The 20,364-nt window shown below is 66.3% G+C and carries 23 protein-coding genes, 1 tRNA gene and 1 pseudogene; 17 read left to right on the top strand and 8 right to left on the bottom strand.

Annotated features, from left to right (window positions below; translation table 11 throughout):
* The first annotated feature begins 159 nt into the window (after positions 1 to 159).
* The 5 genes and pseudogenes from A5750_RS06625 to A5750_RS06605 all read left to right on the top strand — a co-directional run bounded on the left by A5750_RS06625 (position 160) and on the right by A5750_RS06605 (position 4,203).
* Positions 160 to 1,107, top strand: a complete 948-nt coding sequence (locus A5750_RS06625; RefSeq protein ID WP_067261724.1) for an ABC transporter substrate-binding protein — start codon at positions 160 to 162, stop codon at positions 1,105 to 1,107.
* Complete coding sequence (locus tag A5750_RS06620) at positions 1,104 to 2,195, top strand: ABC transporter ATP-binding protein (RefSeq protein WP_066954924.1); 1,092 nt, start codon at positions 1,104 to 1,106, stop codon at positions 2,193 to 2,195. Before A5750_RS06625 ends, A5750_RS06620 begins: the two co-directional genes overlap by 4 nt.
* A 14-nt stretch (positions 2,196 to 2,209) precedes the next feature.
* On the top strand, positions 2,210 to 2,896 hold the full coding sequence (locus A5750_RS06615; protein ID WP_066954921.1) for an ABC transporter permease: 687 nt from the start codon (positions 2,210 to 2,212) through the stop codon (positions 2,894 to 2,896).
* Positions 2,893 to 3,602 (top strand): annotated as a pseudogene (locus A5750_RS06610) (ABC transporter permease). Before A5750_RS06615 ends, A5750_RS06610 begins: the two are co-directional and overlap by 4 nt.
* 4 nt (positions 3,603 to 3,606) lie before the next feature.
* A complete protein-coding gene (locus A5750_RS06605; protein WP_156659610.1) occupies positions 3,607 to 4,203 on the top strand; it encodes a putative glycolipid-binding domain-containing protein in 597 nt (198 codons plus the stop codon).
* Here the strand turns inward: A5750_RS06605 and A5750_RS06600 are convergent.
* Positions 4,166 to 5,110 (bottom strand): prephenate dehydrogenase, encoded by a 945-nt coding sequence (locus A5750_RS06600; protein WP_082959056.1) that lies wholly within the window; start codon positions 5,108 to 5,110, stop codon positions 4,166 to 4,168. The two genes, A5750_RS06605 and A5750_RS06600, sit on opposite strands and share 38 nt — an antisense overlap.
* A 131-nt stretch (positions 5,111 to 5,241) precedes the next feature.
* On the opposite strand from A5750_RS06600, the gene A5750_RS06595 reads away from it, so the two are divergent.
* From A5750_RS06595 to A5750_RS06580, 4 genes are all read left to right on the top strand, one after another.
* Positions 5,242 to 5,763: a tRNA adenosine deaminase-associated protein gene (locus A5750_RS06595; protein WP_066954912.1), complete on the top strand. Its 522-nt coding sequence runs from the start codon at positions 5,242 to 5,244 to the stop codon at positions 5,761 to 5,763.
* 20 nt (positions 5,764 to 5,783) lie between these two features.
* Positions 5,784 to 6,242, top strand: a complete 459-nt coding sequence (locus tag A5750_RS06590) for a nucleoside deaminase (RefSeq protein WP_066954981.1) — start codon at positions 5,784 to 5,786, stop codon at positions 6,240 to 6,242.
* 29 nt (positions 6,243 to 6,271) lie between these two features.
* Positions 6,272 to 6,361, top strand: a tRNA-Ser gene (locus A5750_RS06585).
* 153 nt (positions 6,362 to 6,514) lie between these two features.
* The gene (locus A5750_RS06580; protein ID WP_197505372.1) at positions 6,515 to 6,994 is read left to right on the top strand and encodes a CAP domain-containing protein; all 480 of its coding nucleotides are present in this window, start codon (positions 6,515 to 6,517) and stop codon (positions 6,992 to 6,994) included.
* Between the two features lie 111 nt (positions 6,995 to 7,105).
* Here the strand turns inward: A5750_RS06580 and A5750_RS26575 are convergent, their stop codons facing one another.
* The 3 genes from A5750_RS26575 to A5750_RS06570 all read right to left on the bottom strand — a co-directional run bounded on the left by A5750_RS26575 (position 7,106) and on the right by A5750_RS06570 (position 10,518).
* Positions 7,106 to 7,633 carry a hypothetical protein gene (locus tag A5750_RS26575; RefSeq protein ID WP_369828672.1) on the bottom strand — a complete coding sequence of 176 codons (528 nt, stop codon included), beginning with the start codon at positions 7,631 to 7,633 and terminating at the stop codon, positions 7,106 to 7,108.
* Between the two features lie 33 nt (positions 7,634 to 7,666).
* Positions 7,667 to 9,304 (bottom strand): DUF4185 domain-containing protein, encoded by a 1,638-nt coding sequence (locus A5750_RS06575; RefSeq protein WP_067261721.1) that lies wholly within the window; start codon positions 9,302 to 9,304, stop codon positions 7,667 to 7,669.
* A gap of 80 nt (positions 9,305 to 9,384) precedes the next feature.
* Positions 9,385 to 10,518, bottom strand: coding sequence for a 1,4-beta-xylanase (locus A5750_RS06570; RefSeq protein WP_067261719.1), 1,134 nt, complete (start codon positions 10,516 to 10,518; stop codon positions 9,385 to 9,387).
* A 200-nt stretch (positions 10,519 to 10,718) separates the two neighbouring features.
* On the opposite strand from A5750_RS06570, the gene A5750_RS06565 reads away from it, so the two are divergent.
* The 8 genes from A5750_RS06565 to A5750_RS06535 all read left to right on the top strand — a co-directional run bounded on the left by A5750_RS06565 (position 10,719) and on the right by A5750_RS06535 (position 17,330).
* A complete protein-coding gene (locus tag A5750_RS06565) occupies positions 10,719 to 11,105 on the top strand; it encodes a DUF2237 family protein (protein WP_066954901.1) in 387 nt (128 codons plus the stop codon).
* A 70-nt stretch (positions 11,106 to 11,175) separates the two neighbouring features.
* Positions 11,176 to 12,438: a sulfotransferase gene (locus A5750_RS06560; protein WP_067261717.1), complete on the top strand. Its 1,263-nt coding sequence runs from the start codon at positions 11,176 to 11,178 to the stop codon at positions 12,436 to 12,438.
* An 18-nt stretch (positions 12,439 to 12,456) separates the two neighbouring features.
* Positions 12,457 to 13,698: an MBL fold metallo-hydrolase gene (locus A5750_RS06555; RefSeq protein ID WP_067261714.1), complete on the top strand. Its 1,242-nt coding sequence runs from the start codon at positions 12,457 to 12,459 to the stop codon at positions 13,696 to 13,698.
* On the top strand, positions 13,695 to 14,444 hold the full coding sequence (locus tag A5750_RS06550) for an SDR family NAD(P)-dependent oxidoreductase (RefSeq protein ID WP_067261712.1): 750 nt from the start codon (positions 13,695 to 13,697) through the stop codon (positions 14,442 to 14,444). Before A5750_RS06555 ends, A5750_RS06550 begins: the two co-directional genes overlap by 4 nt.
* 15 nt (positions 14,445 to 14,459) lie before the next feature.
* Entirely contained in the window at positions 14,460 to 14,939 is a 480-nt protein-coding gene (locus A5750_RS06545) for a VOC family protein (protein ID WP_067261710.1), read from the top strand.
* A gap of 1 nt (position 14,940) precedes the next feature.
* Positions 14,941 to 15,912, top strand: coding sequence for an LLM class flavin-dependent oxidoreductase (locus A5750_RS06540; protein ID WP_067261707.1), 972 nt, complete (start codon positions 14,941 to 14,943; stop codon positions 15,910 to 15,912).
* Between the two features lie 230 nt (positions 15,913 to 16,142).
* Complete coding sequence (locus A5750_RS25745; protein ID WP_156659606.1) at positions 16,143 to 16,289, top strand: hypothetical protein; 147 nt, start codon at positions 16,143 to 16,145, stop codon at positions 16,287 to 16,289.
* A 42-nt stretch (positions 16,290 to 16,331) separates the two neighbouring features.
* Complete coding sequence (locus tag A5750_RS06535; RefSeq protein WP_067261704.1) at positions 16,332 to 17,330, top strand: D-2-hydroxyacid dehydrogenase family protein; 999 nt, start codon at positions 16,332 to 16,334, stop codon at positions 17,328 to 17,330.
* On the opposite strand, the gene A5750_RS06530 is transcribed toward A5750_RS06535, so the two are convergent.
* The 4 genes from A5750_RS06530 to A5750_RS06515 are packed head-to-tail and all read right to left on the bottom strand — an operon-like array spanning position 17,331 to position 20,288.
* Positions 17,331 to 17,945, bottom strand: a complete 615-nt coding sequence (locus tag A5750_RS06530; RefSeq protein WP_066954880.1) for a TetR family transcriptional regulator — start codon at positions 17,943 to 17,945, stop codon at positions 17,331 to 17,333.
* A complete protein-coding gene (locus A5750_RS06525) occupies positions 17,942 to 18,715 on the bottom strand; it encodes an SDR family NAD(P)-dependent oxidoreductase (RefSeq protein ID WP_067261702.1) in 774 nt (257 codons plus the stop codon). Before A5750_RS06525 ends, A5750_RS06530 begins: the two co-directional genes overlap by 4 nt.
* Positions 18,712 to 19,212 (bottom strand): VOC family protein, encoded by a 501-nt coding sequence (locus A5750_RS06520; RefSeq protein ID WP_067261700.1) that lies wholly within the window; start codon positions 19,210 to 19,212, stop codon positions 18,712 to 18,714. The genes A5750_RS06525 and A5750_RS06520 overlap by 4 nt, the downstream gene beginning before the upstream one ends.
* Entirely contained in the window at positions 19,209 to 20,288 is a 1,080-nt protein-coding gene (locus tag A5750_RS06515) for a dihydrodipicolinate reductase (protein ID WP_066954975.1), read from the bottom strand. Before A5750_RS06515 ends, A5750_RS06520 begins: the two co-directional genes overlap by 4 nt.
* Positions 20,289 to 20,364: the final 76 nt, after the last annotated feature.

The following is a 20,364-nucleotide window of genomic DNA, read 5'->3' as shown; positions in this document are numbered from 1 at the left end:
TTTTACCCCCCCCCCACGACGTTGTTTTTGGGGGGGCGGACCTGGCCACCCAGCGGGTCCTAACTGCTGCACCCCGCGACAACGCAGATCGCCGTGAGCCACACGGCCGCTTGGATGATGTCCCGGCGCGCGGGCGACTCTGAGGTTAGTGTCGGCGGTATGGGGATGCCGTCGCGCGCGCGCCGCGCGATCATCCAAGCGGCCGTGTGGCTCACGGCGATCTGCGTTCTCGCGGCGTGCAGCAGTTCGGACCCGCTGGGTGCCCAGGTCCGCAGCCCCAAATCCATCGTCGTGGGGTCCGGCGACTTCCCGGAATCGCAGATCATCGCCGAGATATATGCACAAGCGTTGCAGGCCAACGGATTCGAGGTCGGCAGACGGATGGGGATCGGCAGTCGGGAGACCTATATCCCGGCGCTGAAGGACCATTCCATCGATCTGGTGCCGGAGTACATCGGCAACCTGCTGCTCTATTTCGCGCCCGAGTCGACGGCGACCATGCTCGACGCCGTCGAATTGGAGCTCGACCGCAGGCTGCCCGGCGACCTGGCGGTCCTGACGCCCTCGCCGGCCACCGACACCGACACCGTGACGGTGACAGGCGGGACCGCTAATTCGTGGAATCTGACGACAATCGCGGACCTGGCGGCGCATTCGGCGGACGTGAGGTTCGGGGCGCCGTCGGCCTTCGCGAACCGGCCCTCCGGCCTGCCCGGGTTGCGGCAGAAGTACGGACTCGACATCAGGCCGGGCAACTTCGTCGCCATCAACGACGGCGGCGGCGCGGTGACGGTGCGCGCCCTGGTGGAGGGGAGGGTCAACGCCGCCAACGTTTTCACCACCTCGCCCGCAATCCCGCAGAACCATTTGGTGGTGCTCGAAGACCCGGAGCACAACTTCCTGGCCGGCAACATTGTGCCGCTGGTCAATTCGCAGAAGAAGTCGGACCGGCTCAAGGAGGTGCTGGACGCCGTGTCGGCGAAGCTGACCACTCCCGGCGTGGCCGGGCTCAACGCCGCGGTGGCGGGAAACTCCGGTGTCGATCCCGACCAGGCCGCCCGGGACTGGTTGCGGAACAACGGCTTCGATCATCCGGTCGGCCCATGATCGTCTTCGACAAAGTCAGCAAGTCCTTCGCCGACGGGACCACCGCGGTGGACCGGTTGAGCCTGGTGATCCCGAACGGGAAGTTGACCGTCTTCGTCGGTTCGTCGGGCAGCGGCAAGACCACGGCGCTGCGCATGGTCAACCGCATGATCGAGCCCACGTCCGGCACCATCACCGTCGACGGTGTGGACGTGTCCAGCCTGGACCCGGTGCGGCTGCGCCTCGGGATCGGCTATGTCATCCAGCATGCCGGGCTGATGCCGCACCTGCGGGTGATCGACAACGTCGCAACGGTTCCGGTGCTGAAGGGGCAGTCCCGCCGGGCGGCTCGGGCCGCCGCCTACGAGGTGCTCGAACGCGTCGGGCTGGACACGAAGCTGGCCACCCGCTACCCGGCGCAGTTGTCCGGTGGTGAGCAACAACGCGTCGGCGTGGCGCGTGCGCTGGCCGCCGATCCCCCCGTGTTGTTGATGGACGAGCCCTTCTCGGCCGTCGACCCAGTGGTCCGGCTTGACCTGCAGAACGAGATCCTGCGTCTGCAAAGCGAATTGCACAAGACCATCGTGTTCGTCACCCACGACATCGACGAGGCGCTCAAGCTCGCGGACAAAGTCGCGGTCTTTCGGGCCGGCACGTTGCAGCAGTACGACGAACCCACGCGGTTGCTGTCGCGCCCTGCCAACGATTTCGTCTCGAGGTTCATCGGTCTCGGCCGCGGATATCGATGGTTGCAACTCATCGACGCGGCCGGCTTGCCGGTACATGATGTGCAACGCATCCCGGCGCACGACCTCGCCGACACCGCCCTCGCGGACGGCTGGGCGGTGGTGGTGGATGGCGCGGGCGCGCCGATGGGTTGGATCGATTCCGAAGGCCTGCGCCGGCATCGCGCGGGTGCGTCGTTGTCGGACAGCATGAGTGGCGTCGGCTCGTTGTTCCGTCCCCGCGGGAACCTCAGCCACGCGCTGGACGCGGCGCTGTCGTCGCCGTCGGGCGTGGGCCTCGCGGTCGACGAAGGCGGCAAAGTCATCGGCGGTGTGCTGGCCGACGACGTGCTGGCCGCGGCGGAAACCCGAAAAAAGACGTGACCGGGGGAACAGATATGCACTACCTGCTCACCCACCTCGACGACGCCTGGGCGCTGACCATCGTCCATTTGCGGTTGGCGTTGGTGCCGGTGCTGATCGGGTTGGCCCTCGCCGTCCCGCTGGGCGCGGCGGTGCAACGCGTACCGGTTGCCCGCCGGCTGACGACGGCGACCGCGAGTGTCGTGTTCACCATTCCGTCGCTGGCGCTGTTCGTGGTCTTGCCGATGGTCATCGGGACCCGCATCCTCGATGAGGCGAACGTCATGGTCGCGCTGACGGCCTACACCGCGGCCCTGCTGGTGCGGGCGGTGCTCGAGGCGCTGGACGCGGTGCCGGCCCAGGTGCGCGACGCCGCCACCGCCGTCGGTTACCCGCCGATCACCCGCATGCTGAAAGTCGAACTGCCGCTTTCTGTTCCGGTCCTGGTCGCCGGGTTGCGCGTGGTGGTCGTCACCAATATCGCGATGGTCTCGGTGGGTTCGGTGATCGGCATCGGCGGCCTGGGCACCTGGTTCACCGAGGGGTACCAGACGAACAAGAGCGATCAGATCCTTGCCGGCATCATCGCGCTCTTCGTGCTGGCCGTCGTCATCGACGCGTTGATCGTGGTGGCCGGCCGCCTGGCCACGCCGTGGGAGCGCGCCGGGCGCTCGCCGCGTCGACGGTCGGTGGTGGCCCCGATAGTGGGTGGCGCGCGATGAACTTCGTGCAGGGCGCCATCTCCTACCTAATGACCGCCGGCAACTGGACCGGCCCGGTCGGGCTCGCGGCGCGCGTCCTGGAGCATCTCGAGTACACGGCGGTCGCGGTGGGCGCCTCGGCCCTGATCGCCGTCCCGGCCGGTCTCATCATCGGGCACACCGGCCGCGGCACGGTGCTGGTGGTCGGCATGGTCAACGGGTTGCGCGCGCTGCCGACGCTGGGCGTGCTGTTGCTCGGGACGTTGCTGTTCGGGTTGGGGATGGGGCCGCCGCTGGTCGCCCTGATGCTGCTGGGCGTCCCGGCGCTGCTGGCCGGCACCTACGCGGGAATCGCCAACGTGGAGCCGACCGTGGTCGACGCGGCCAGGGCGATGGGCATGACCGAGGCGCAGGTGCTGTGGGTGGAGGCGCGCAACGCGCTGCCGTTGATCCTGGGCGGGTTGCGCAGCGCGACGCTTCAGGTGGTCGCCACCGCCACGGTTGCGGCCTATGCCAGCCTCGGCGGGCTGGGCCGATACCTGATCGACGGAATCAAGGAGCGAGAGTTCCACCTTGCCCTGGTCGGTGCCTTGATGGTGGCCGCGTTGGCGCTGGCGCTGGACGGGCTGCTCGCATTGGTGGTGTGGGCGTCGGTGCCGGGCACCGGACGACTTCGCCACACTTACTCGACAGGCCTGCCGCGGTTCGCCCGCACGTCTTACGGTAGGTGAGTGAACGCAGACCCCTCTGATCCTCGGCGCGTGTGGCAGGCAATGTTGACCTGGCGCGCCCAGGACGTCTCCCGGATGGAATCGGTACGAATCCAGGTGTCCGGCAAGAGGATCAAGGCGAACGGCCGGATCGTCGCTGCCGCCACCGCCACCAACCCGGCATTCGGTGCGTACTACGACCTGCAAACCGATGAGACCGGCGCCACCAAGCGGCTTGGGATGACGGTCACCCTCGCCGAACGGGAGCGCGTGCTGTCCATCGCCCGTGACGAAGAGAACATGTGGCTGGTCACCGACCATCAGGGCGAGCGCCGAGCGTCGTACAACAGCGCGCTCGACTGCGATGTGGTCTTCAGCCCGTTCTTCAACGCGTTGCCCATTCGGCGGCTCGGCCTGCACGAGCGACCGGACTCGGTCACACTGCCGGTGGTCTACATCAACCTGCCCGACATGGCGATCACCGCGGACCTCGTGAGCTACACCAGCACGGGCGGCCACGACGGCATCAAGCTGCACTCCCCGGTCGCCGACACCGTCGTGAGCGTCGACGACGAGGGCTTCATCGTCGACTATCCAGGCTTGGCAGAGCGGATCTGATCACGCGGCCCGCCCGACCCGCGGCGGCCAACTCCTCGCGCCAGTTCTCACCGCCGATGATGACGTGGAAGACGTCGGAACGCGGAAAGCTGTCGTAGCGGGTGCGGGCGGCGTGGCCGGCCTCGACGAGCTCGGCCACCGAGTTGTTCGCGACCAGCGACTCGCGGGCCCGGCTCAGCAACTCGATCATCCGGTCGACGGCCGGCACCAGCTGGTCGGAGTTGCCCTCACACATCGCCCGCACCAGGTCCGGGGCGGTGCCGGCCACCCGCGTCCCGTCGCGGAACGATCCGGCGGCCAGCGCGAACGCCAGCGGGACGTCCCCGGCGATGACCGCCAGCGCCTCGGCGAGCAGGTGCGGCAGGTGCGAGATCGCGGCCGCCGCCGCGTCGTGATCGTCGGACTTGGCCGGGACCAGCACCGCGCCGCAGTCCAGGGCCAGCGTCATGACCATCGACCACACCACCGGGTCGACGTGATCGTCCACGCTGATCACCCACGGCGCCCTGGTGAACAGGCCCGGGTGGCCGGCGGCCCAGCCCGAATGGGCGGTGCCCGCCATCGGGTGACCGCCGACGAATCGTTCCTGCAGGCCGGCCGCGACAACCTCGTCGAGCACGGCCCGTTTGACGCTGGTGACGTCGGTCAACGGGCAGGCCGGGGCCAGTTCGGCGATGTGGGCGAGCATGCCGGCCAGCGCCGGCATGGGGACGGCCAGGACGATCAGCGCGCCGGTGTCGGCGGCGCGGGTGAGCGTCGCCGTCAGGTCGGTGGTCGCGTCGAAGCCGTCGGCGGCGGCTTCTTTTGCGCCCTCCACCGACCGGTTGTAGCCGAACACTTCGCGGCCTGCCGCCGTGGCGGCCCGCATTATCGAACCCCCGATCAGCCCCAGCCCGAGCACGCACACCGGGGTTTGAGAAACAGGGCTAGCCACAGACCTAAGGTTGGCACAATCTGGCGGCGGCGGTGCGTCAAGATGTCGCCGCGGTTTCGCTCCATCTGGTCAGGGGGCCTGGTCTGCGACTACCGTAAGCGGCCATGGGAGCACAACGGGCCCCAGCCCAAGGCCTGTCCGCCGATACGCCGGACGGTTTCGGCGTAGCTGTCGTGCGCGAAGAGGGCCAGTGGCGGTGTTCCCCGATGGCCCGCAAATCGCTGCTGAGCCTCAAGGCCGCCGAGACGGAGCTGCGGGAATTGCGCAGCGCCGGCGCCGTGTTCGGGCTGCTCGACGTCGATGACGAGTTTTTCGTGATCGTGCGCCCCGCGCCGTCGGGGACCCGGCTCCTGCTCTCGGACGCCACCGCCGCGTTGGACTACGACATCGCCGCCGAAGTGCTGGACAAGCTGGACGCCGACATCGACCCCGAGGACCTGGAGGATTCCGACCCGTTCGAAGAGGGTGACCTGGGATTGCTCTCCGATATCGGGCTGCCCGAGGCGGTGCTGGGCGTCATCCTCGACGAGGCCGACCTGTACGCGGACGAGCAGCTCGGCCGCATCGCCCGGGAGATGGGCTTCGCCGACCAGCTGTCGGCGGTGATCGACCGCATCGGTCGGTGATCGCAAGCGCTGGCCGGTCGGTGATCGCTGACGAAGATCTGATCCGTACCGCGTTGTCGGTCGCCGCGACGGCGGGTCCCCGCGACGTGCCCATCGGCGCGGTCGTCGTCGCGGCCGACGGAACTGAGCTCGCCCGTGCGGTCAATGCCCGCGAAGCCCTGGGCGATCCCACTGCGCACGCCGAGATCCTGGCGCTGCGGGCCGCGGCGGGCGTGCTCGGCGACGGATGGCGCCTGGAGGGCGCCACGCTGGCGGTCACCGTCGAACCGTGCACCATGTGTGCCGGCGCGCTGGTCCTGGCCCGCGTCGGCCGGCTGGTGTTCGGCGCGTGGGAACCGAAGACGGGAGCGGTGGGATCGCTGTGGGACGTGGTCCGCGACCGGCGGCTCAACCATCGCCCGGAAGTGCGCGGCGGCGTGCTCGCCGAAGAGTGCGCCGCACCGCTGGAGGCCTTCTTCGCCCGCCAGCGATTGGGGTGAGGGGCTCAGGGTTCGGTAAGCTGCTCGGCGGTGGCGTGTCCGAGCGGCCTAAGGAGCACGCCTCGAAAGCGTGTGACGGCTAACACCGTCCGAGGGTTCAAATCCCTCCGCCACCGCCAACACCTTCACCTGCTATCGCGGGTGGGGGCCGCCCCTGCGTTCTCACGCGGATCCCGCGTGTCGGTTTAGCAAAGACGATTTTCGGCCAATCTCGGTCGATGGTGGCTAGCATTTATTCACGGACAAATTCGATGCGCGCGGCAAGAGGCCACATGACGAAGAAAGTAGAGATCGTCGCCATCCTCTCCTGCTGTTGCGTCCTCACTACGATGCCGGGCACGGTTGGTGAATTCGTCGCGCGCGCAGACGATTCCGGTGCGGTGCTGTATAGCGGCGTCAACGGGCTTCGTCAGCCGTGTGGGCCACTCGCAGATGATCCCCGGTTGAGGGCGGCAGCGCAGCGGCACGCCGAAGACATGCTGCGCACCGGTTTAAGCGGCCATATCGGTTCCGACGGCTCATCGCCGCGGACGCGTATCGCTGATGCCGGCTACACCAGGGCCCCTGCCACCGGCGAGATCGTATTTTGGGGCACCGGATCGGCCGGGACTCCCGCCCAGGCCGTCGACTCGTGGATGCAGAGTCCTCCACACCGGGGGATCATCGTCAACTGTGCTTTCACCGCGGCCGGATTCGCCACCGCCTCTGACGGCAACAAGATGACTGCGGTGGGAGACTTCGCGGCCTCCTAGGTCCTTGCTATTCAATCTCGGTTGGTGACGGTAACGGGATGCTGTCTAATGCTTCGAAGGATCGTCGTGCCGCATTGCGATGTATCCAGTGAGATGCCGCTTAGGCGGCGTCTACACATGGGGCAGCCAACCCGAGCCGTGCGGCGACAGCACAAACCCACGGCCTTGCGGGTCCTTGCAGGCGGTCATTCCGGAGTTGTCGACTCCGCACGTGAACCCATTCACGGAAAGGGAATGAAACGGAGGAAGCGTTTTGATGGGTTGGTCATCGATCACACGAGACGGCTCCCCCTCGTTGGTTTGCTTCAACCCTGTCGTAGTTCCTATCCAATTCACCGCAGCGCGACTGGCATTGGTGTTGCCGGTGGCGGGAGGTATCGCCGGGAAATTATTTCCACTGCACTGCGCTTGGTCGGGCAAAAAATTGCAAACTATACCGTCAGGTGTGAGGAAGTAAACTGTGGCTAGCGGTGGCCGTCCTGGATTAGGAACGTCGATCGTGTAGTCGGCGGGTGCTGCGACAGCATATTTACTCAGGTCGGGAAACTTGGGTCCGTCGGCATGCGCCGCGCAAGCTGCTAATAAAGTGGCGCCCGCTAAACCGGTGACCCGGAACAGATTTAATAGCACCGTCTTCATCCTATCGAAGTCCGCAACGAAGGAAGTTATGGATCACTGGTGGAGATTCAATTGGAATTCGCGGGTATCGTATGGAGCACCGACCGGCTGGTGATCGGGTCCCTTGGATGTGTTCCATTCACTGACAAACATCCTGAGGTTATCAAGCGTCGAGCCAGGCAATATATATCCCCCGTACGGCTGGTGCATGTAGTTTGCAGCGGTCCTGTCGCCGTTTTGGACAACCATGGTCGGGTTTACGTCTGGACTGAAGATACCAGTCGGGCTCGAACCGATACGTACCTCAACACTTCCACCATGCGCATCCACATTGAAACCAGACAGGACAGGTTTGCCGCCGATCTCGCGAAAGCTGAGCTCACCGTAGCGATCGTTAGTTACTTGTACAGGACGGTCCACCGGAGTTCCCCAATCTTTGCCAGTCCAAGGTTGCCAACTGCCGCGGTCCCACACTTTGTCAGGATCTGCGCGGTACATGGTGACGCCTCGGCTGCGGTCGAAGGAATCTGCCGCGATGTAGACCTTGCCGTCGGACCCCTTGTAACCGCTGACCTGACTGGGGGCGTCTCCCGCCGCACGCAATGAATTCGGCACCATGGTCCACCCCTTGCCCGGGTCGCCATTGACTTCCACCAACCATGAAGCGACCGGTTGGAGATCCCCCTTAGTACCCGTCACCATCATGTATGTTTTTCCGCCTGCAGTTATAGTCCCTGCAGGCAGGGTGTCAGTGACGCCCGCCGCCTCGTTTGGGATAGGAAATAGCTCATGGCCGCTATCCTTCGCTCCGGTCAACGGCGCGCCGAAGTGCGGGCGTCCGTCGGCGTCGAAGGTCACCGGGACGGCCACTGATCGATAATGATCACCTTCGCCAACTTTGTTGCCGGAAAACGAATCACCGAAGATCGCAAGGAATTTCCCCGGCTGTCCGGGCACCTCGACGATCTCACCAAGATCTGCCGCGCCGATTCCCGGGATGCCAGGAACGGCACCAGTGCCGGCGACGGGTCCGAGATCTCTAACCTCGCCCCGTAACGGCTGTTCGAGCGTGTCGTCGATGTTCGCGGGCGGATCGTAACCCTCGGTGTGCAACGAGCCCAGCGCTTTATGCAGCGTGTCGGAGTAGGCGTTGCGGATCGAATTCATCTGCTTCACCGCGTCACGGACGTCATCCACAGCGTCGGCGTGGGCTGCGTCCATGATCATGTGCAGCTTTGCTACCTCCTTCGGCGGAAGGCTCGGATCCCGCAGATCCGCTTGCGCGGCGCCATAAAGCTTGTCGAGAAACTGCAGCTGATGGTCCAAGGTGGCAATCTCGGCGGCACCCTGCTTCTGCGCATCGGCCAACGCGGCCGCGATGTTCTCTAAGTCAGCGCCGATTTTGGGCAACTGCTCCGATTGCGCGCCAAGGGATTTCGTCACTCGCTGAACTTCGGCGGAGTCGTTGATCGGGTTGTCACCGTTCTGGTGGTTCCACGACTCGGCAAAGCGCTTCTGGGCTATCTGGAAGGCATGGTCGGCTTCGGCGGTGTGTCGGCCCGCGGCATGAAACGCCTCGGCCAGGCGTGAGATTTGAAACGGGCTACCCGCCTGCAGGCTCTGGTTGATCGCCCACGGGTCGCCCCCGCCCGAGGCGATCAGCTCTGGTTCGCTCAGATGAGTCAGAGTCACCGCCGCCCCCTTCTGCGGCTCAACCCTACTACCGCAAAAAGGGCGGTCAACGGCAAATTCGGCTAACCGAACAGCCCCGCTCAGGCTTGGCTGCCGGCCAGTTTTCGGGTCGTCAGCGCTTCGGTGTCCTGGAAGGGCCGGCCGTCGGGCCGGAGCAGGTCGTGGAACCAGACTTTGGGGATCGCGGTGTACGGGTGGTCCCACGATTCCCAGGGAAAGTAGGTCTGGGTCTTTCCGGCGACCAGACCCCAGTTGATGGCGCCGACGTTGTGGCGCTTGGCCACCGGGAGGATTCCCTCCACGGTGCTGCCCCGGGGCCGGGCCATGTACTCCGTGCAGAGGATCGGCCGCCCCAGGGGGGCAAGCTCGCCGATCCGGGACTCGAAGCCCGCGGGCTCGGCGTAGGAATGGAACGTGATGACATCGGCGTTGGCGAGCTGGATGTCGCTGATTGCGCTGCGGCCCTGGGGTTGTCCCCAGTCGCCACGCCACACGCCGCTCGTGAGCGGCTGACTGGGATCAACCGCGCGCGCCCAGCGGAACACTTGGGGAAGCAGGTTGGCGACCAGCTGATCCTTATCACTGCGCTCGGTGCTCCTGTACTGCCGCGCGGGGTTGTCCGGCTCGTTCCACAAGTCCCAGCCCAGAATGCGGTCGTCGCTGCGGAATTGGGTCAACACCGCGGTGACGTAGTCCCGCATGACGCCGGCGTAGCGGGGGTCGCCGAGCCTTTCGGCCCCCGGGCTCTGCACCCAGCCGGAGTTGTGCACGCCCGGCCGCGGCGCGCGTTGTCGACCGGCCTTGGGTGCCGGGTCCCAGCACGAATCGAAGAAGACGAACAGCGGTTTGATGCGATGGCGCGCGGCGATGTCGACGAACTGCGCAAGGCGCGTCTGGAAGCCGCGCTGGTCCTGCGCCCACAGCTGATCGTGGAGGAACACCCGGGCGGTGTTGTGCCCGTAGAACCTGGCCCAGCCGAGCTCGGCGTCGATGCGCCGCGGGTCGTAGGTGTCGGCCTGAAACATCTCCAGCTGGTTGATGGCGTTGGAGGTGATGTAATTCGATCCGACGAGGAATCCTTGCGCCTGATACCAGCGGTTGGCGCGGTCGGCGGGCCACCGACCCGGTTCCTCCGCGGAGGCGCGTGGCGCTCGCGCCAGCGCGGTGCCGGCTGCCAGCAGAAGTGGCAGCTTGAGGGCCGTTCTTCGTTGCACGATGTGACGATAAATTTTCCCGGCGATTTCCCCGGGATTTGCTCAGCGCGTCGCGCCAGCTTGACGTGGGAATTGTTATCGGTTCGTCACTGGCGCCCGCACTCACGCCGCCCCACCCGCACCGCAGCCGGACAAATTTGCCCCGGCGGAGACGGCAAAGTTACTTCAAACTTCACCCCCGGGAGCGCAATACTGAACCCGTGCCCGATCGAAACGTGTTAGGCGGCCCGCTGGAACCGTGCGGCACAGAACCCGTGACCGGGTACTACCGTGACGGCTGTTGCTCGACCGGCCCCGAGGACCTCGGCCGGCACACGATCTGTGCGGTCATGACCACGGAGTTCCTCGAGCACCAGCGTTCCATCGGCAATGACCTTCAGACACCGGTTCCCGAATACCGGTTCCCGGGCCTGTTGCCCGGCGATCGCTGGTGCGTCACGGCGCTGAACTGGCTGCGGGCGCACCAGGATGGCTGCGCGGCACCCGTGGTGCTGGCCTCCACGCACGAGCGCACCCTCGAGGTGGTGCCCCTCGAGGCGCTGGAGGAGCACAAGGTCGACGTGCCCGACGACTTGGCGAACCTGTAGGACCACAGCAGATCGACACCTGACGTCTGTGTCATATTTCTCTTCGACGACACGTCGAAAAGAGGATCCGGTGGGCTCTGCCGTTGACGAGATCGACTTCGACGACCTGACCGCGCCCAGGCTGACCGACGTCCAACGCCAGATCCTGGAATTCACCGAGGCCAAACACGTCGACTTCGACATCGACCGGATGCTCGCGGAGGCCGTCGAGCAGGCCGGAGTCGACGACCTTGACGATGTCGACGGCTTCGGTGATCGGCTCGCCGCGCACATCGCCGCGATCGAAGCCGATGAGGGTCTGCGCCAGCTCACGCGCTCGTCGTTGCGACAACGCGTCGTACGGTTGCTGCGCAACCGGTTGTCCCTGACCGAGCTCCTCAAGCGGTACCCCGAGATCGAAGCCATCCCGATCGAGCGTCCGTTCATCGTCGTCGGGATGCCGCGTTCGGGCACCACTCATCTGGTGAATCTCATTGCCGCCGACCCGCGCCGGCGGGCCCTGCCGTATTGGGAGAGCCAGGAGCCGATTCCGGCGCGCGGTCAGGGGCCGGACATCCCCGGGGTCGACCCCCGTTATGCGCGAGCCAAATCCGAGCACGACGCGTTGATGGCCAGCGCTCCGGTGGTCGCCGCCATGCACGACCGGTTCCCCGAGGCGATCGAGGAAGAAGTCGAACTGCTCGACCTCGACGTGGCCGCCTATGTCCTGGAATGGCATGCGCGCGTGCCGGATTGGCGCGACTACTACCTGAGCCTGGATCAAACCCGGCACTACGCATACCTGAGAAAGGTTCTGCAGGCGCTGACCTTCCTGCGCGGTCCGCGGACCTGGGTCCTGAAAAGCCCGCAGCATTGCGAGCAGCTCGGACCGCTCATGGCGACGTTTCCGGACGCTACCGTGGCTTTCACGCACCGCGATCCCGTCGCGGTTATCCAGTCGGCGATCACGATGATGGCCTACTCCGATCGGCTGCGGCGCACAAGCATCGAGCCCGACTGGCTGCTGGACTATTGGAGCGACCGGGTGCATCGGTTGCTCAGCGCTTGCGTGCGCGACCGCGATCTCGTCCCGGCCGAACGCAGCATCGACGTCAGCTTCCACCAGCTGAACGGCAACGAAATGCAGCTGCTTGAAAGGCTTTACGAATGCGGTGGCGTCGACCTGCCGCCGAAGGTGCGGACGCGCTTCCAGAAATACCTGGGCGGCAATCCGCGCGGCAAACACGGCCGCATCCACTACGACCTGCAAAAACACTTCGGCGTCACGGCCGACGAGCTGCGCCGACGATTCGACTTCTACTTCGACAGGTTCGACGTCCTTGCCGAGAGCTAACCGGAAGGCGACACATCGATGAATTTCGAACCGGTCTACCGCAACAGGCCCGGGGCCGACGCCATGCGCCCCGCGGCCGCCGAACGGGCCGAGGAGATCGCGCCCGGTCTGTGGGTCTCACCGGGGCTGTCGAATTCCTACCTACTCATCACCCGTGAGGGACGGGTGATCGTCAACACCGGCATGGGTTTCGAGGGCCCGGTGCATCGGGCGAACTTCGACGCCGTCGACCCCTCGCCCGTGCGCTACATCATCTTCACGCAGGGCCATGTCGACCACGTCGGTGGTTTGGACAGCGTGCGCGACCCCGACACCACCGTCGTCGCGCAGGCCAACTGGACGCTGTGGCACGACGACAACGAGCGCCTCATTCCGTATCGCGCCAGCCGTAGCGCCTTCGCGTTCAAGGACACCCTGGCGACCGGTGTCCAAGCCGTTCAGCGGCGGCTGGGGAGTAGCCGGCTGGCCGGCCAAAGCGTTCCCGTCGTCGACCTCGATTTCGAGGACACCTTGACCCTGGAGGTCGCCGGTCGGCGGATGGAGCTGATCTCGGTGCCCGGCGGCGAGACCACCGACTCACTGGTGGTGTGGCTGCCGGATGAGCGTATATGTTTGTGCGGTAACGTCTTCGGCCCGCTCTTTGGGCACATTCCCAACCTGGTCACCATCCGTGGCGACCGGTACCGCGACGCGCTGACGGCCAGCGCGTCCGTGGAGCGGGTGCGCGACCTGCGGGCCGACCTCCTGGTGACCGGTCATTTCGAACCGATAGCCGGGGCCGAGCTGATTTACGCCGAACTGACCCGGCTGCGCGACGCGATCCGGTACGTCCACGATCAGACCGTCGAGGGGATGAACGCCGGCAAGGATGTCCGGACCCTGATGCGCGAGATCGCCTTGCCCGCGGAATACGAAGTAGGACAGGGCTATGGAAAGGTGGCCTGGGACGTGCGGGCCATCTGGGAGAACTACTCCGGCTGGTTTCACCACGAGTCAACCACCGAGCTCTATCCGGTCGGGTTCGACGCCGTCGCGGCCGACGTGGTCGAGCTGGCCGGGGCCGACGCATTGGTGAACCGGGCGCGGGCACACCTCGCCGACGGTCGCCCGCTGCAGGCCATCCACCTCGCCGAGCTTCTTCCGTCGGACCATGCCGGGGCCCGGGACGTGCTTCGGGACGCCCACGAAGAACTTCTCGCCGGCAGCACGAACTTCTGGGAAACCGCCTGGCTGAGAAACCAGATAGCGAGGAACTCATGACGGCACGCGTCAGCTTCGACTTCACCGGGACCACGGCCCTGATCACCGGCGCCACCAGCGGGATCGGGCACGCGACCGCCATGTTGTTCCGCGACGCCGGCGCCCGCGTCGCCATCACCGGAACCAAACCGGCGGCGGACGACTACGAAGTTGACCTGTCCGGCATGGATTATCACCAGCTCCAGATCAGCGACCCGGATTCGGTGGACGCGCTGGCGGACAAGTTCACCCGGCTCGACGTACTGGTCAACAACGCCGGCGCCAATTTCCCTGGCGGCCTTGACGAATCCAGGCCCGATGGGTTCGAGGCCTCGGTCGCGCTGAACCTCACCGGGCCGTACCGGTTGACGGTCGGGCTCTACCCGGCCCTGAAGGCGTCGACCGCCGCGGGCGGCGCCAGCGTGGTGAACCTGGCGTCGATGTCTGCGCTGCGGGCCGTTCCCCTGGTGCCCGGATACGGGGCGGCGAAGGCGGGGATCGTCTGCATCACAAGGAACCTCGCGGTCAAATGGGCCAGTAAGGGAATCCGGGTGAACGCGGTGGCGCCGGGCGCGATCGACACCCCGATGACCGCGCCCATGCACGGCTCGGCCGAATTGGTGGAGTCCGAACTGGCGCACATCCCGCTGCGCCGTTTCGGTTCGGTCGGGGAGATCGCCCCGACCATCGCCTTCCTGTGCACCGAGCAGAGTAGCTACACCAGCGGCGCGGTGTTCGTCGTCGACGCCGCGTCGGACTGCGTCTGAGACACGAGGGAAGACATGTCAATTGCGTTGCGGCCCGAGGACTTCTACCACACCGGCATCATCGTGCCCGACCTCGATGCGGCCATGGGCCGACTGAGCGCGCTGGCCGGCTACCGGTGGATCAACCCGATGAGCTACACCCTGCCGTTCCGCACCCCGGCGGGTGTCCGCGAATTGACCTCGACGATCGTCTACTCCTTGCAGAGTCCGCACCTCGAACTCGTGCAGGAGGTGCCGGGGAGCCCGTGGACGGCAGCGCCGGGCAACGCGGTCCACCACCTGGGCTACTTCAGCGACGACCTGTCCCAGAGTGCGCGTGCGCTGGAGGCCAACGGCTTCACGCTCGAGATGACGGCGGACGTCCCCGGCTCCGACCTCGGGCTATTCGCCTACTACACGGACGCCTTCGGCGCCCGCATCGAGATCGTCGACCGCGCGCTGTTTCCCGACTTTCCCGCGTTCCTACGGTCTATGGCGGGGTCCGAGGGGGCATGACGTGTTGCTGACTGTGCTGCGCTTCAACTTCGCCTCGCCGCAAGGCGAACCACGCACCCAGAGCGGGTTGTTGTCGGCCGCCCTCGAACTTGCGCAGTGGGGCGAATCGCACGGCATCACCTCCATCAGTGTCGACGAGCACCACGCGACCGGCCACGGCTGGAGCTGCAATCCGATCATGGCCGCGGCAATGTTCTTGGCCCGAACGTCGAGGCTGATCGCCAGCGTGGATTGTGCGCTCGGCCCGCTCTGGAATCCGGTCCGGCTCGCCGAGGACATCGCTCTCGTCGACAATATGAGCCGCGGCCGGTTGCACACCACGGTCGGCCTCGGGTACCGCACCATCGAATATGGCGCAATGGGCGTCGATTTCGCGCGCCGGGGCGCTCTGATGGACAGCCTGCTCGAGCGGATGCTGTCGGTATGGTCCGGCGCCGAGGCCGAAGCGGGAATCTGCACCGGCACCTGGACCCGGCCGCATCCGCCCCTGTACGTCGGCGGCGGCGCCCGTGCCACGGCGCGACGTGCGGCACGATTCCGGCTACCCCTCAGCCTCGCCGACCACCTGCCCGACATCGCCGCCTACTACCGCCAGCTGTGTGCCGACGCCGGCATGACGCCGCTCATCCTCATGCCGGGACCGGTTAACCGCGGAATGATCTTCCTGCACGAGGACCCGGACCGGGCATGGGCCGAACTCGGCGACCACATCCTTTGGGAGGCGGTCACTTACGGCAGATGGTCGACCGACCAACGGTCCCTGATGCATTTGCCCGGCGTGCAAACGCTGGACGAGGTCCGTGCGTCGGGCCGGTACCGCTTCCTGACTCCCGACGAGCTGATCGCCGAGGTGCGCGACGCCGACGACTACGGACCGCTCGTGATGCACCCACTGGTCGGTGGCATTCCCGTCGACGAAGCGTGGAAGTCGGTCCAATTGCTCACCGACAAGGTCCTGCCCGCGCTGAACTAACGGGCCAACCGCAGATTGCGTCCCGGAATAAGCGGGTATGCGGCCAGCCATGAAATCTGGAGCAAGGACCCTGACGCTCGTCGGCGGCGCCGCCGCACTCGGTTTGGCGGTCGCCCTAAGTGGTGGTACGGGCGCAGGCACGTCGGCAAGCAAGGCGCCCGAGGCGCCGCCGACGCCCACGTCGTCCAGTCCGGCCCCACCGCCACCACCGCCCGTTCCCGGTGGGGCCTATGGGGGCAGCGGGAGCACAGGCACGGGTGGCGGCGCCGCTGGGGGTGCTGGCGGAGGCGCCGGTGGGGGCGGTTAGGCGCGAGCTGGCGACCTATCGCCGGGCCCGGCCCAACGACCCATATCGCCGCGACCACAACCAGGGCTAGCCGCCGCATCACAAGACCAAGCGTCGGTGCTTGAATGGTGAGATGGGTGACCCCGCGCCCCAAGTGGCGATTTTGGACGACTATGCCAAAGCGGCCCTGCGGCTTGCCGACTGGTCATCGGTGCAAAACCGGTCCCGCGTAACCGTTTTCGATCGCCACCTCTCCGAGGACGAAGCGGCGGAAGAGCTGCGGCCATTCGATGTGATCTGCACCCTGCGCGAGCGGATGGCGCTACCGCGAACGCTGCTCGCGCAACTGCCGAACTTGAAACTGATCACGATCGTCGGAAGAAGCCTGCCCAATCTGGACCTGGATGCGGCAACCGAGCTCGGCGTCATCGTCGCCCACACCGACTTCGCCCATCCGCGATTCCGATCCGTGCACGACGCCACCCCCGAATTCGCCTGGGGGTTACTCATCGCCACGGTACGCAACCTGGCGGAAGAACACCGGCGCATGCGAGGCGGCGGCTGGCAGGTGACGACGGGTCTCACGTTGTCCGGCAAGACGCTCGGGTTGCTCGGCCTGGGCCGGGTGGGCAAGCGGATGGCCGAATACGCGAAAGTCTTTGGCATGGACGTCATCGCGTGGAGCCAGAACCTCACCGCGGACGCCGCCGCGGCGGCCGGCGCGCGCCGGGTCGAGAAGGCGACGCTCTTCGAGGAGTCCGACGTGGTCTCCATCCACGTCGTTTTGTCTGAACGCACCCGCGGTCTGGTGGGTGAGCCCGAGCTGGCCCTGATGAAGCCGCAGGCATACTTGATCAACACGTCGCGGGGCCCGATCGTCGACGAGGCCGCGATGATCGTGGCTCTCGAGACCGGGCGCATTGCCGGTGCGGGGCTGGACGTCTATGACGTCGAACCGCTGCCGTCGGATCACCGGTTAAGGCAGCTCCCGAATGTGACGCTGTCTCCCCACCTGGGTTACGTCGCCCGTGAGATGCTCGCCGCCTTCTACTCCGACACCGTGGAGGCGGTGGCCGCGTGGCTGGACGGGGCCCCGATCCGGATCGCGAACCCCGAGGCGTTGCGGGGTTGATCAGGTGCGCTTCCGTTTCCAGTGCTGGCTCTTGACCGCTTCGAGTGCTTCGGTGACGTAGCGGTCCAGCGGCCAGGGGCGGCCCGACTGACGTACCCATTGCTGGAAACCGAAATCGGCTGCTGCGAAAGCGAGTTGGACCAGCAAGCCGGGACGGAGGTCGGCGTCGGAGTTCACGCCCATGCGCTCGGCGATCAGCTTGGCCGCCCGCTCCTTGTCGGCGGGCGTGTGAACGGTCACCTTACGCAGCAGGTCGGGGGCCACCAGCAGCGCTTCTCGCCACTCGTCGGTATCCGCCTGGTCGAACGATCGGGTCCGCGTGATGATGGCGTTGATCAGCGCGACATCGGGTGGCTCACTCGCGGGCCGCTGCTCGAGCAGGTTGACGATCGCTGCGCCGCCATGGCGAACGGGTGCGAGCAGCAGCTCTTCCTTCGTTGGCACGTACCGGAAAAATGTTCGCGGCGAAACTCCTGCGGCAGAGGCGATTTCCTCGGTCGTCACGGCGTCGTATCCGCGCTCGACGAAGAGCCGGAACGCCGCGCGCCTGATGTCGGCCCGGATCTGGGCGCGCTGCCGGTCCCGCAGCGATTCTCCTCTGGTGGGAAGGGTCACCGGAAGCAGCCGATTCCACCGTCGACGTGAATGGTCTGGCCGGTGATGAACGTCGCGTCGCTGCCCAGCAGGAAGGCCACCAGCGCGCCCACGTCGGTGCGGACATCCCCTATCCGTTTCATCGGCACGCGCCGCACGGCCTTCTCGTACTCTCCGGGGGCGAACGACTTCCAGAACTTCACACCGTCCGATTCGGCGAACGGGCAGATGACGTTGACCCGGATGTTGTCGCGCCCCCACTCCAAAGCGGCGACCTTCGACAGGCCCCGGATGGCCTCCTTGGCGGCGGCGTATCCGCCCCATTTCGGCTCGCCGCCGGTGCCCGTCCCGGAGCCGAGATTGACGATCGAGCCGCCGCCCGCCTCGACCATCACGGGGTGCACGGCCTGCATGAGCAGGAAGGTCGCCCGCGGGCCGACGTCGTGACCGAGCGCGAAGTCCTCGGTGGTGATATCGACGAGCGCCTTGGGCTCGTTGGTGGCGATCGCATTGTTGACCAGGCCGTGCACCGTGCCGAAAGCGTCGACCGCGGCCGTCACAATTCGTTGGGCGCTGTCCGGGTCGCGCAGGTCAGCCGTCAGCTTCTCGACGCGTCCCAACGCCGACAGTTCGGCGGCCGTCTTGCCCAGCAACTCGTCCTGGATGTCGACCAGCAGCACCGCCGCTCCGCGTTCCAGCAGTGCGGCGGCGGTGCCCTTGCCCACGCCTTGGGCGGCGCCGGTGACGATTGCGACGTGCTCGCGCATCGAGGAGGGATGGCTGTAGGTCATGTGACCGGTCCCATCCGCAGCGGGGTCCCACGATGCATCTCGTAGGTGCTGCGCGCTCCGTCGGGCAGCTGGATGAACTCGACCGGGGTTCCGTCCGGGTCCTTGACGAAAAACATTCGCACCCCGCCGATTTCGAAGGGTTTCTGGTCGGGCGGGTAGCCGGCCGCGCTAACACGGCGGTGGGTGTCGTCGAGATCGGGCACCGACAGGGAGACGTTGTGAATCCCGGTGATACCGCGACGCGCGGGCCGCTGATCGGCAGGGCTCGCACCCAGTGAGAGCAGTTCAACCATCAGCCCGCCGAGCAGCCCGCCCACCACCCGGCCCTCCTGTTTGCGGGTGGCGTGCAGCACCGCGTCGAAAGGCTCACCGGAGATGAGGGTTTCGAACACGATCTCCATGCCGAGCAGGTCGCGGTAGAACATCAGGGCACGGTCCATGTCGGTCACACCGACGACGAGGTGACAGAACGATACGTCGCCGAGGGCGCCGGTCATGACGAGGCGAGTTGGGGTGCCGGGCGGCCCGCGAACATGGGCAGGTCCAGGTAAGTCTTGATGCCGGGTCCGGCGGCGCAGACGTCGGGGATCGCGTTGACGCAGTGATTGGCCGTGGCCACCACGCCGGGGTTCTTCACCAGCCCTTCGGCGATCGTCTCGGGCTGCAGACCCTTGAAGGTGAGGCTCACGGTGGGATCACCGGTGATCTCCACCTCGAAGCGTTCGCCCCGGCCGCCGAAATTCCACGCCGGCTCCAGGTTTTCCTCACCCATCAGCCAGTTGACCGCGGCCGTGATGACCGGCTCGCCGTCTACCAGGGCCTGCCAGCGGAACCGGCGCGCGGCCACGGTTCCGGTGGTGATCGGGAACGGTGCGTAGTCGATGTCGGCGGTCGCGACGGCGACATCCTGGATGGTCCTGATGTTCGGTTCGATGCGAAATCCCATGTGATCTGCGATCATTCGCACCGACTGCTTGAATCCGGCATCGAGCAGCCCGGCCATGGGCCCTTGCATGGCTTCCTCGGGGGTGCCGCCGAAGCCCATGATGTGGCGCACGACGTCCGGGGCGTTGTAGGTGCGGATGTCGGAAAATTCCTCGGCGCGGATGTGGGTGACTGCCGACGACAACGACGAAAGCATCAGCGGGAATCGTTCGGTGATGCCCCCGGGGTGGATCCCCGAACCGTGCAGGGTCACCTTGCCTTCCACCGCCGCGTCGGCGACGGCCTGGTGCCGGCGGTTACCCGGATCGGGATACACCCAGCCGACGGGCGTGACAACGTTCTTGCCGGATCGCAGGATCGCGATCACCTCGTCGTCGTTGGGTATCAGCGGGCTGTACATGACGCAGTCGGCGTCCAGCGCCAGGATCTCGTCGATGCTGGAAGTGGCGGTGACACCGAGGTCCTCAGTTCCGAGGATTCGCCCGACGTCGACCCCGTTCTTGTCGGCGCTGTGCACCCAGCAGCCCGCCAGCTCCAGCTGCGGATGGTTCAGGACGCACGCGATGGCCGCCTTGCCGACGCCTCCGGTCGCCCACTGGATGACACGAAGCTTGGACGGACTACTCATCTGCTGACCTCCGAATTGCATGCCTTTACACGCCCACGACCGGACTGGCACAGTATGACCCGCTGACAGTGACTGT

The sequence above is a fragment of the Mycobacterium sp. 852002-51613_SCH5001154 genome, assembly GCF_001667425.1.
Taxonomy (GTDB): domain Bacteria; phylum Actinomycetota; class Actinomycetes; order Mycobacteriales; family Mycobacteriaceae; genus Mycobacterium.
The sequence above is the reverse complement of the archived record's forward strand: the minus strand, read 5'-3'. Positions and strand labels throughout refer to the sequence as shown.

Excerpts from the sequence above, each read along its gene's own strand:
- A5750_RS06620 (WP_066954924.1), top strand. The coding sequence starts at position 1,104 with ATGATCGTCTTCGACAAAGTCAGCAAGTCCTTCGCCGACGGGACCACC.
- A5750_RS06535 (WP_067261704.1), top strand. The coding sequence starts at position 16,332 with ATGGGTGACCCCGCGCCCCAAGTGGCGATTTTGGACGACTATGCCAAA.
- A5750_RS06615 (WP_066954921.1), top strand. The coding sequence starts at position 2,210 with ATGCACTACCTGCTCACCCACCTCGACGACGCCTGGGCGCTGACCATC.
- A5750_RS06515 (WP_066954975.1), bottom strand. The coding sequence starts at position 20,288 with ATGAGTAGTCCGTCCAAGCTTCGTGTCATCCAGTGGGCGACCGGAGGC.
- A5750_RS06555 (WP_067261714.1), top strand. The coding sequence starts at position 12,457 with ATGAATTTCGAACCGGTCTACCGCAACAGGCCCGGGGCCGACGCCATG.
- A5750_RS25745 (WP_156659606.1), top strand. The coding sequence starts at position 16,143 with ATGGGGGCAGCGGGAGCACAGGCACGGGTGGCGGCGCCGCTGGGGGTG.
- A5750_RS06525 (WP_067261702.1), bottom strand. The coding sequence starts at position 18,715 with ATGACCTACAGCCATCCCTCCTCGATGCGCGAGCACGTCGCAATCGTC.
- A5750_RS06550 (WP_067261712.1), top strand. The coding sequence starts at position 13,695 with ATGACGGCACGCGTCAGCTTCGACTTCACCGGGACCACGGCCCTGATC.
- A5750_RS26575 (WP_369828672.1), bottom strand. The coding sequence starts at position 7,633 with ATGAAGACGGTGCTATTAAATCTGTTCCGGGTCACCGGTTTAGCGGGC.
- A5750_RS06580 (WP_197505372.1), top strand. The coding sequence starts at position 6,515 with ATGACGAAGAAAGTAGAGATCGTCGCCATCCTCTCCTGCTGTTGCGTC.
- A5750_RS06520 (WP_067261700.1), bottom strand. The coding sequence starts at position 19,212 with ATGACCGGCGCCCTCGGCGACGTATCGTTCTGTCACCTCGTCGTCGGT.
- A5750_RS06625 (WP_067261724.1), top strand. The coding sequence starts at position 160 with ATGGGGATGCCGTCGCGCGCGCGCCGCGCGATCATCCAAGCGGCCGTG.
- A5750_RS06545 (WP_067261710.1), top strand. The coding sequence starts at position 14,460 with ATGTCAATTGCGTTGCGGCCCGAGGACTTCTACCACACCGGCATCATC.
- A5750_RS06595 (WP_066954912.1), top strand. The coding sequence starts at position 5,242 with ATGGGAGCACAACGGGCCCCAGCCCAAGGCCTGTCCGCCGATACGCCG.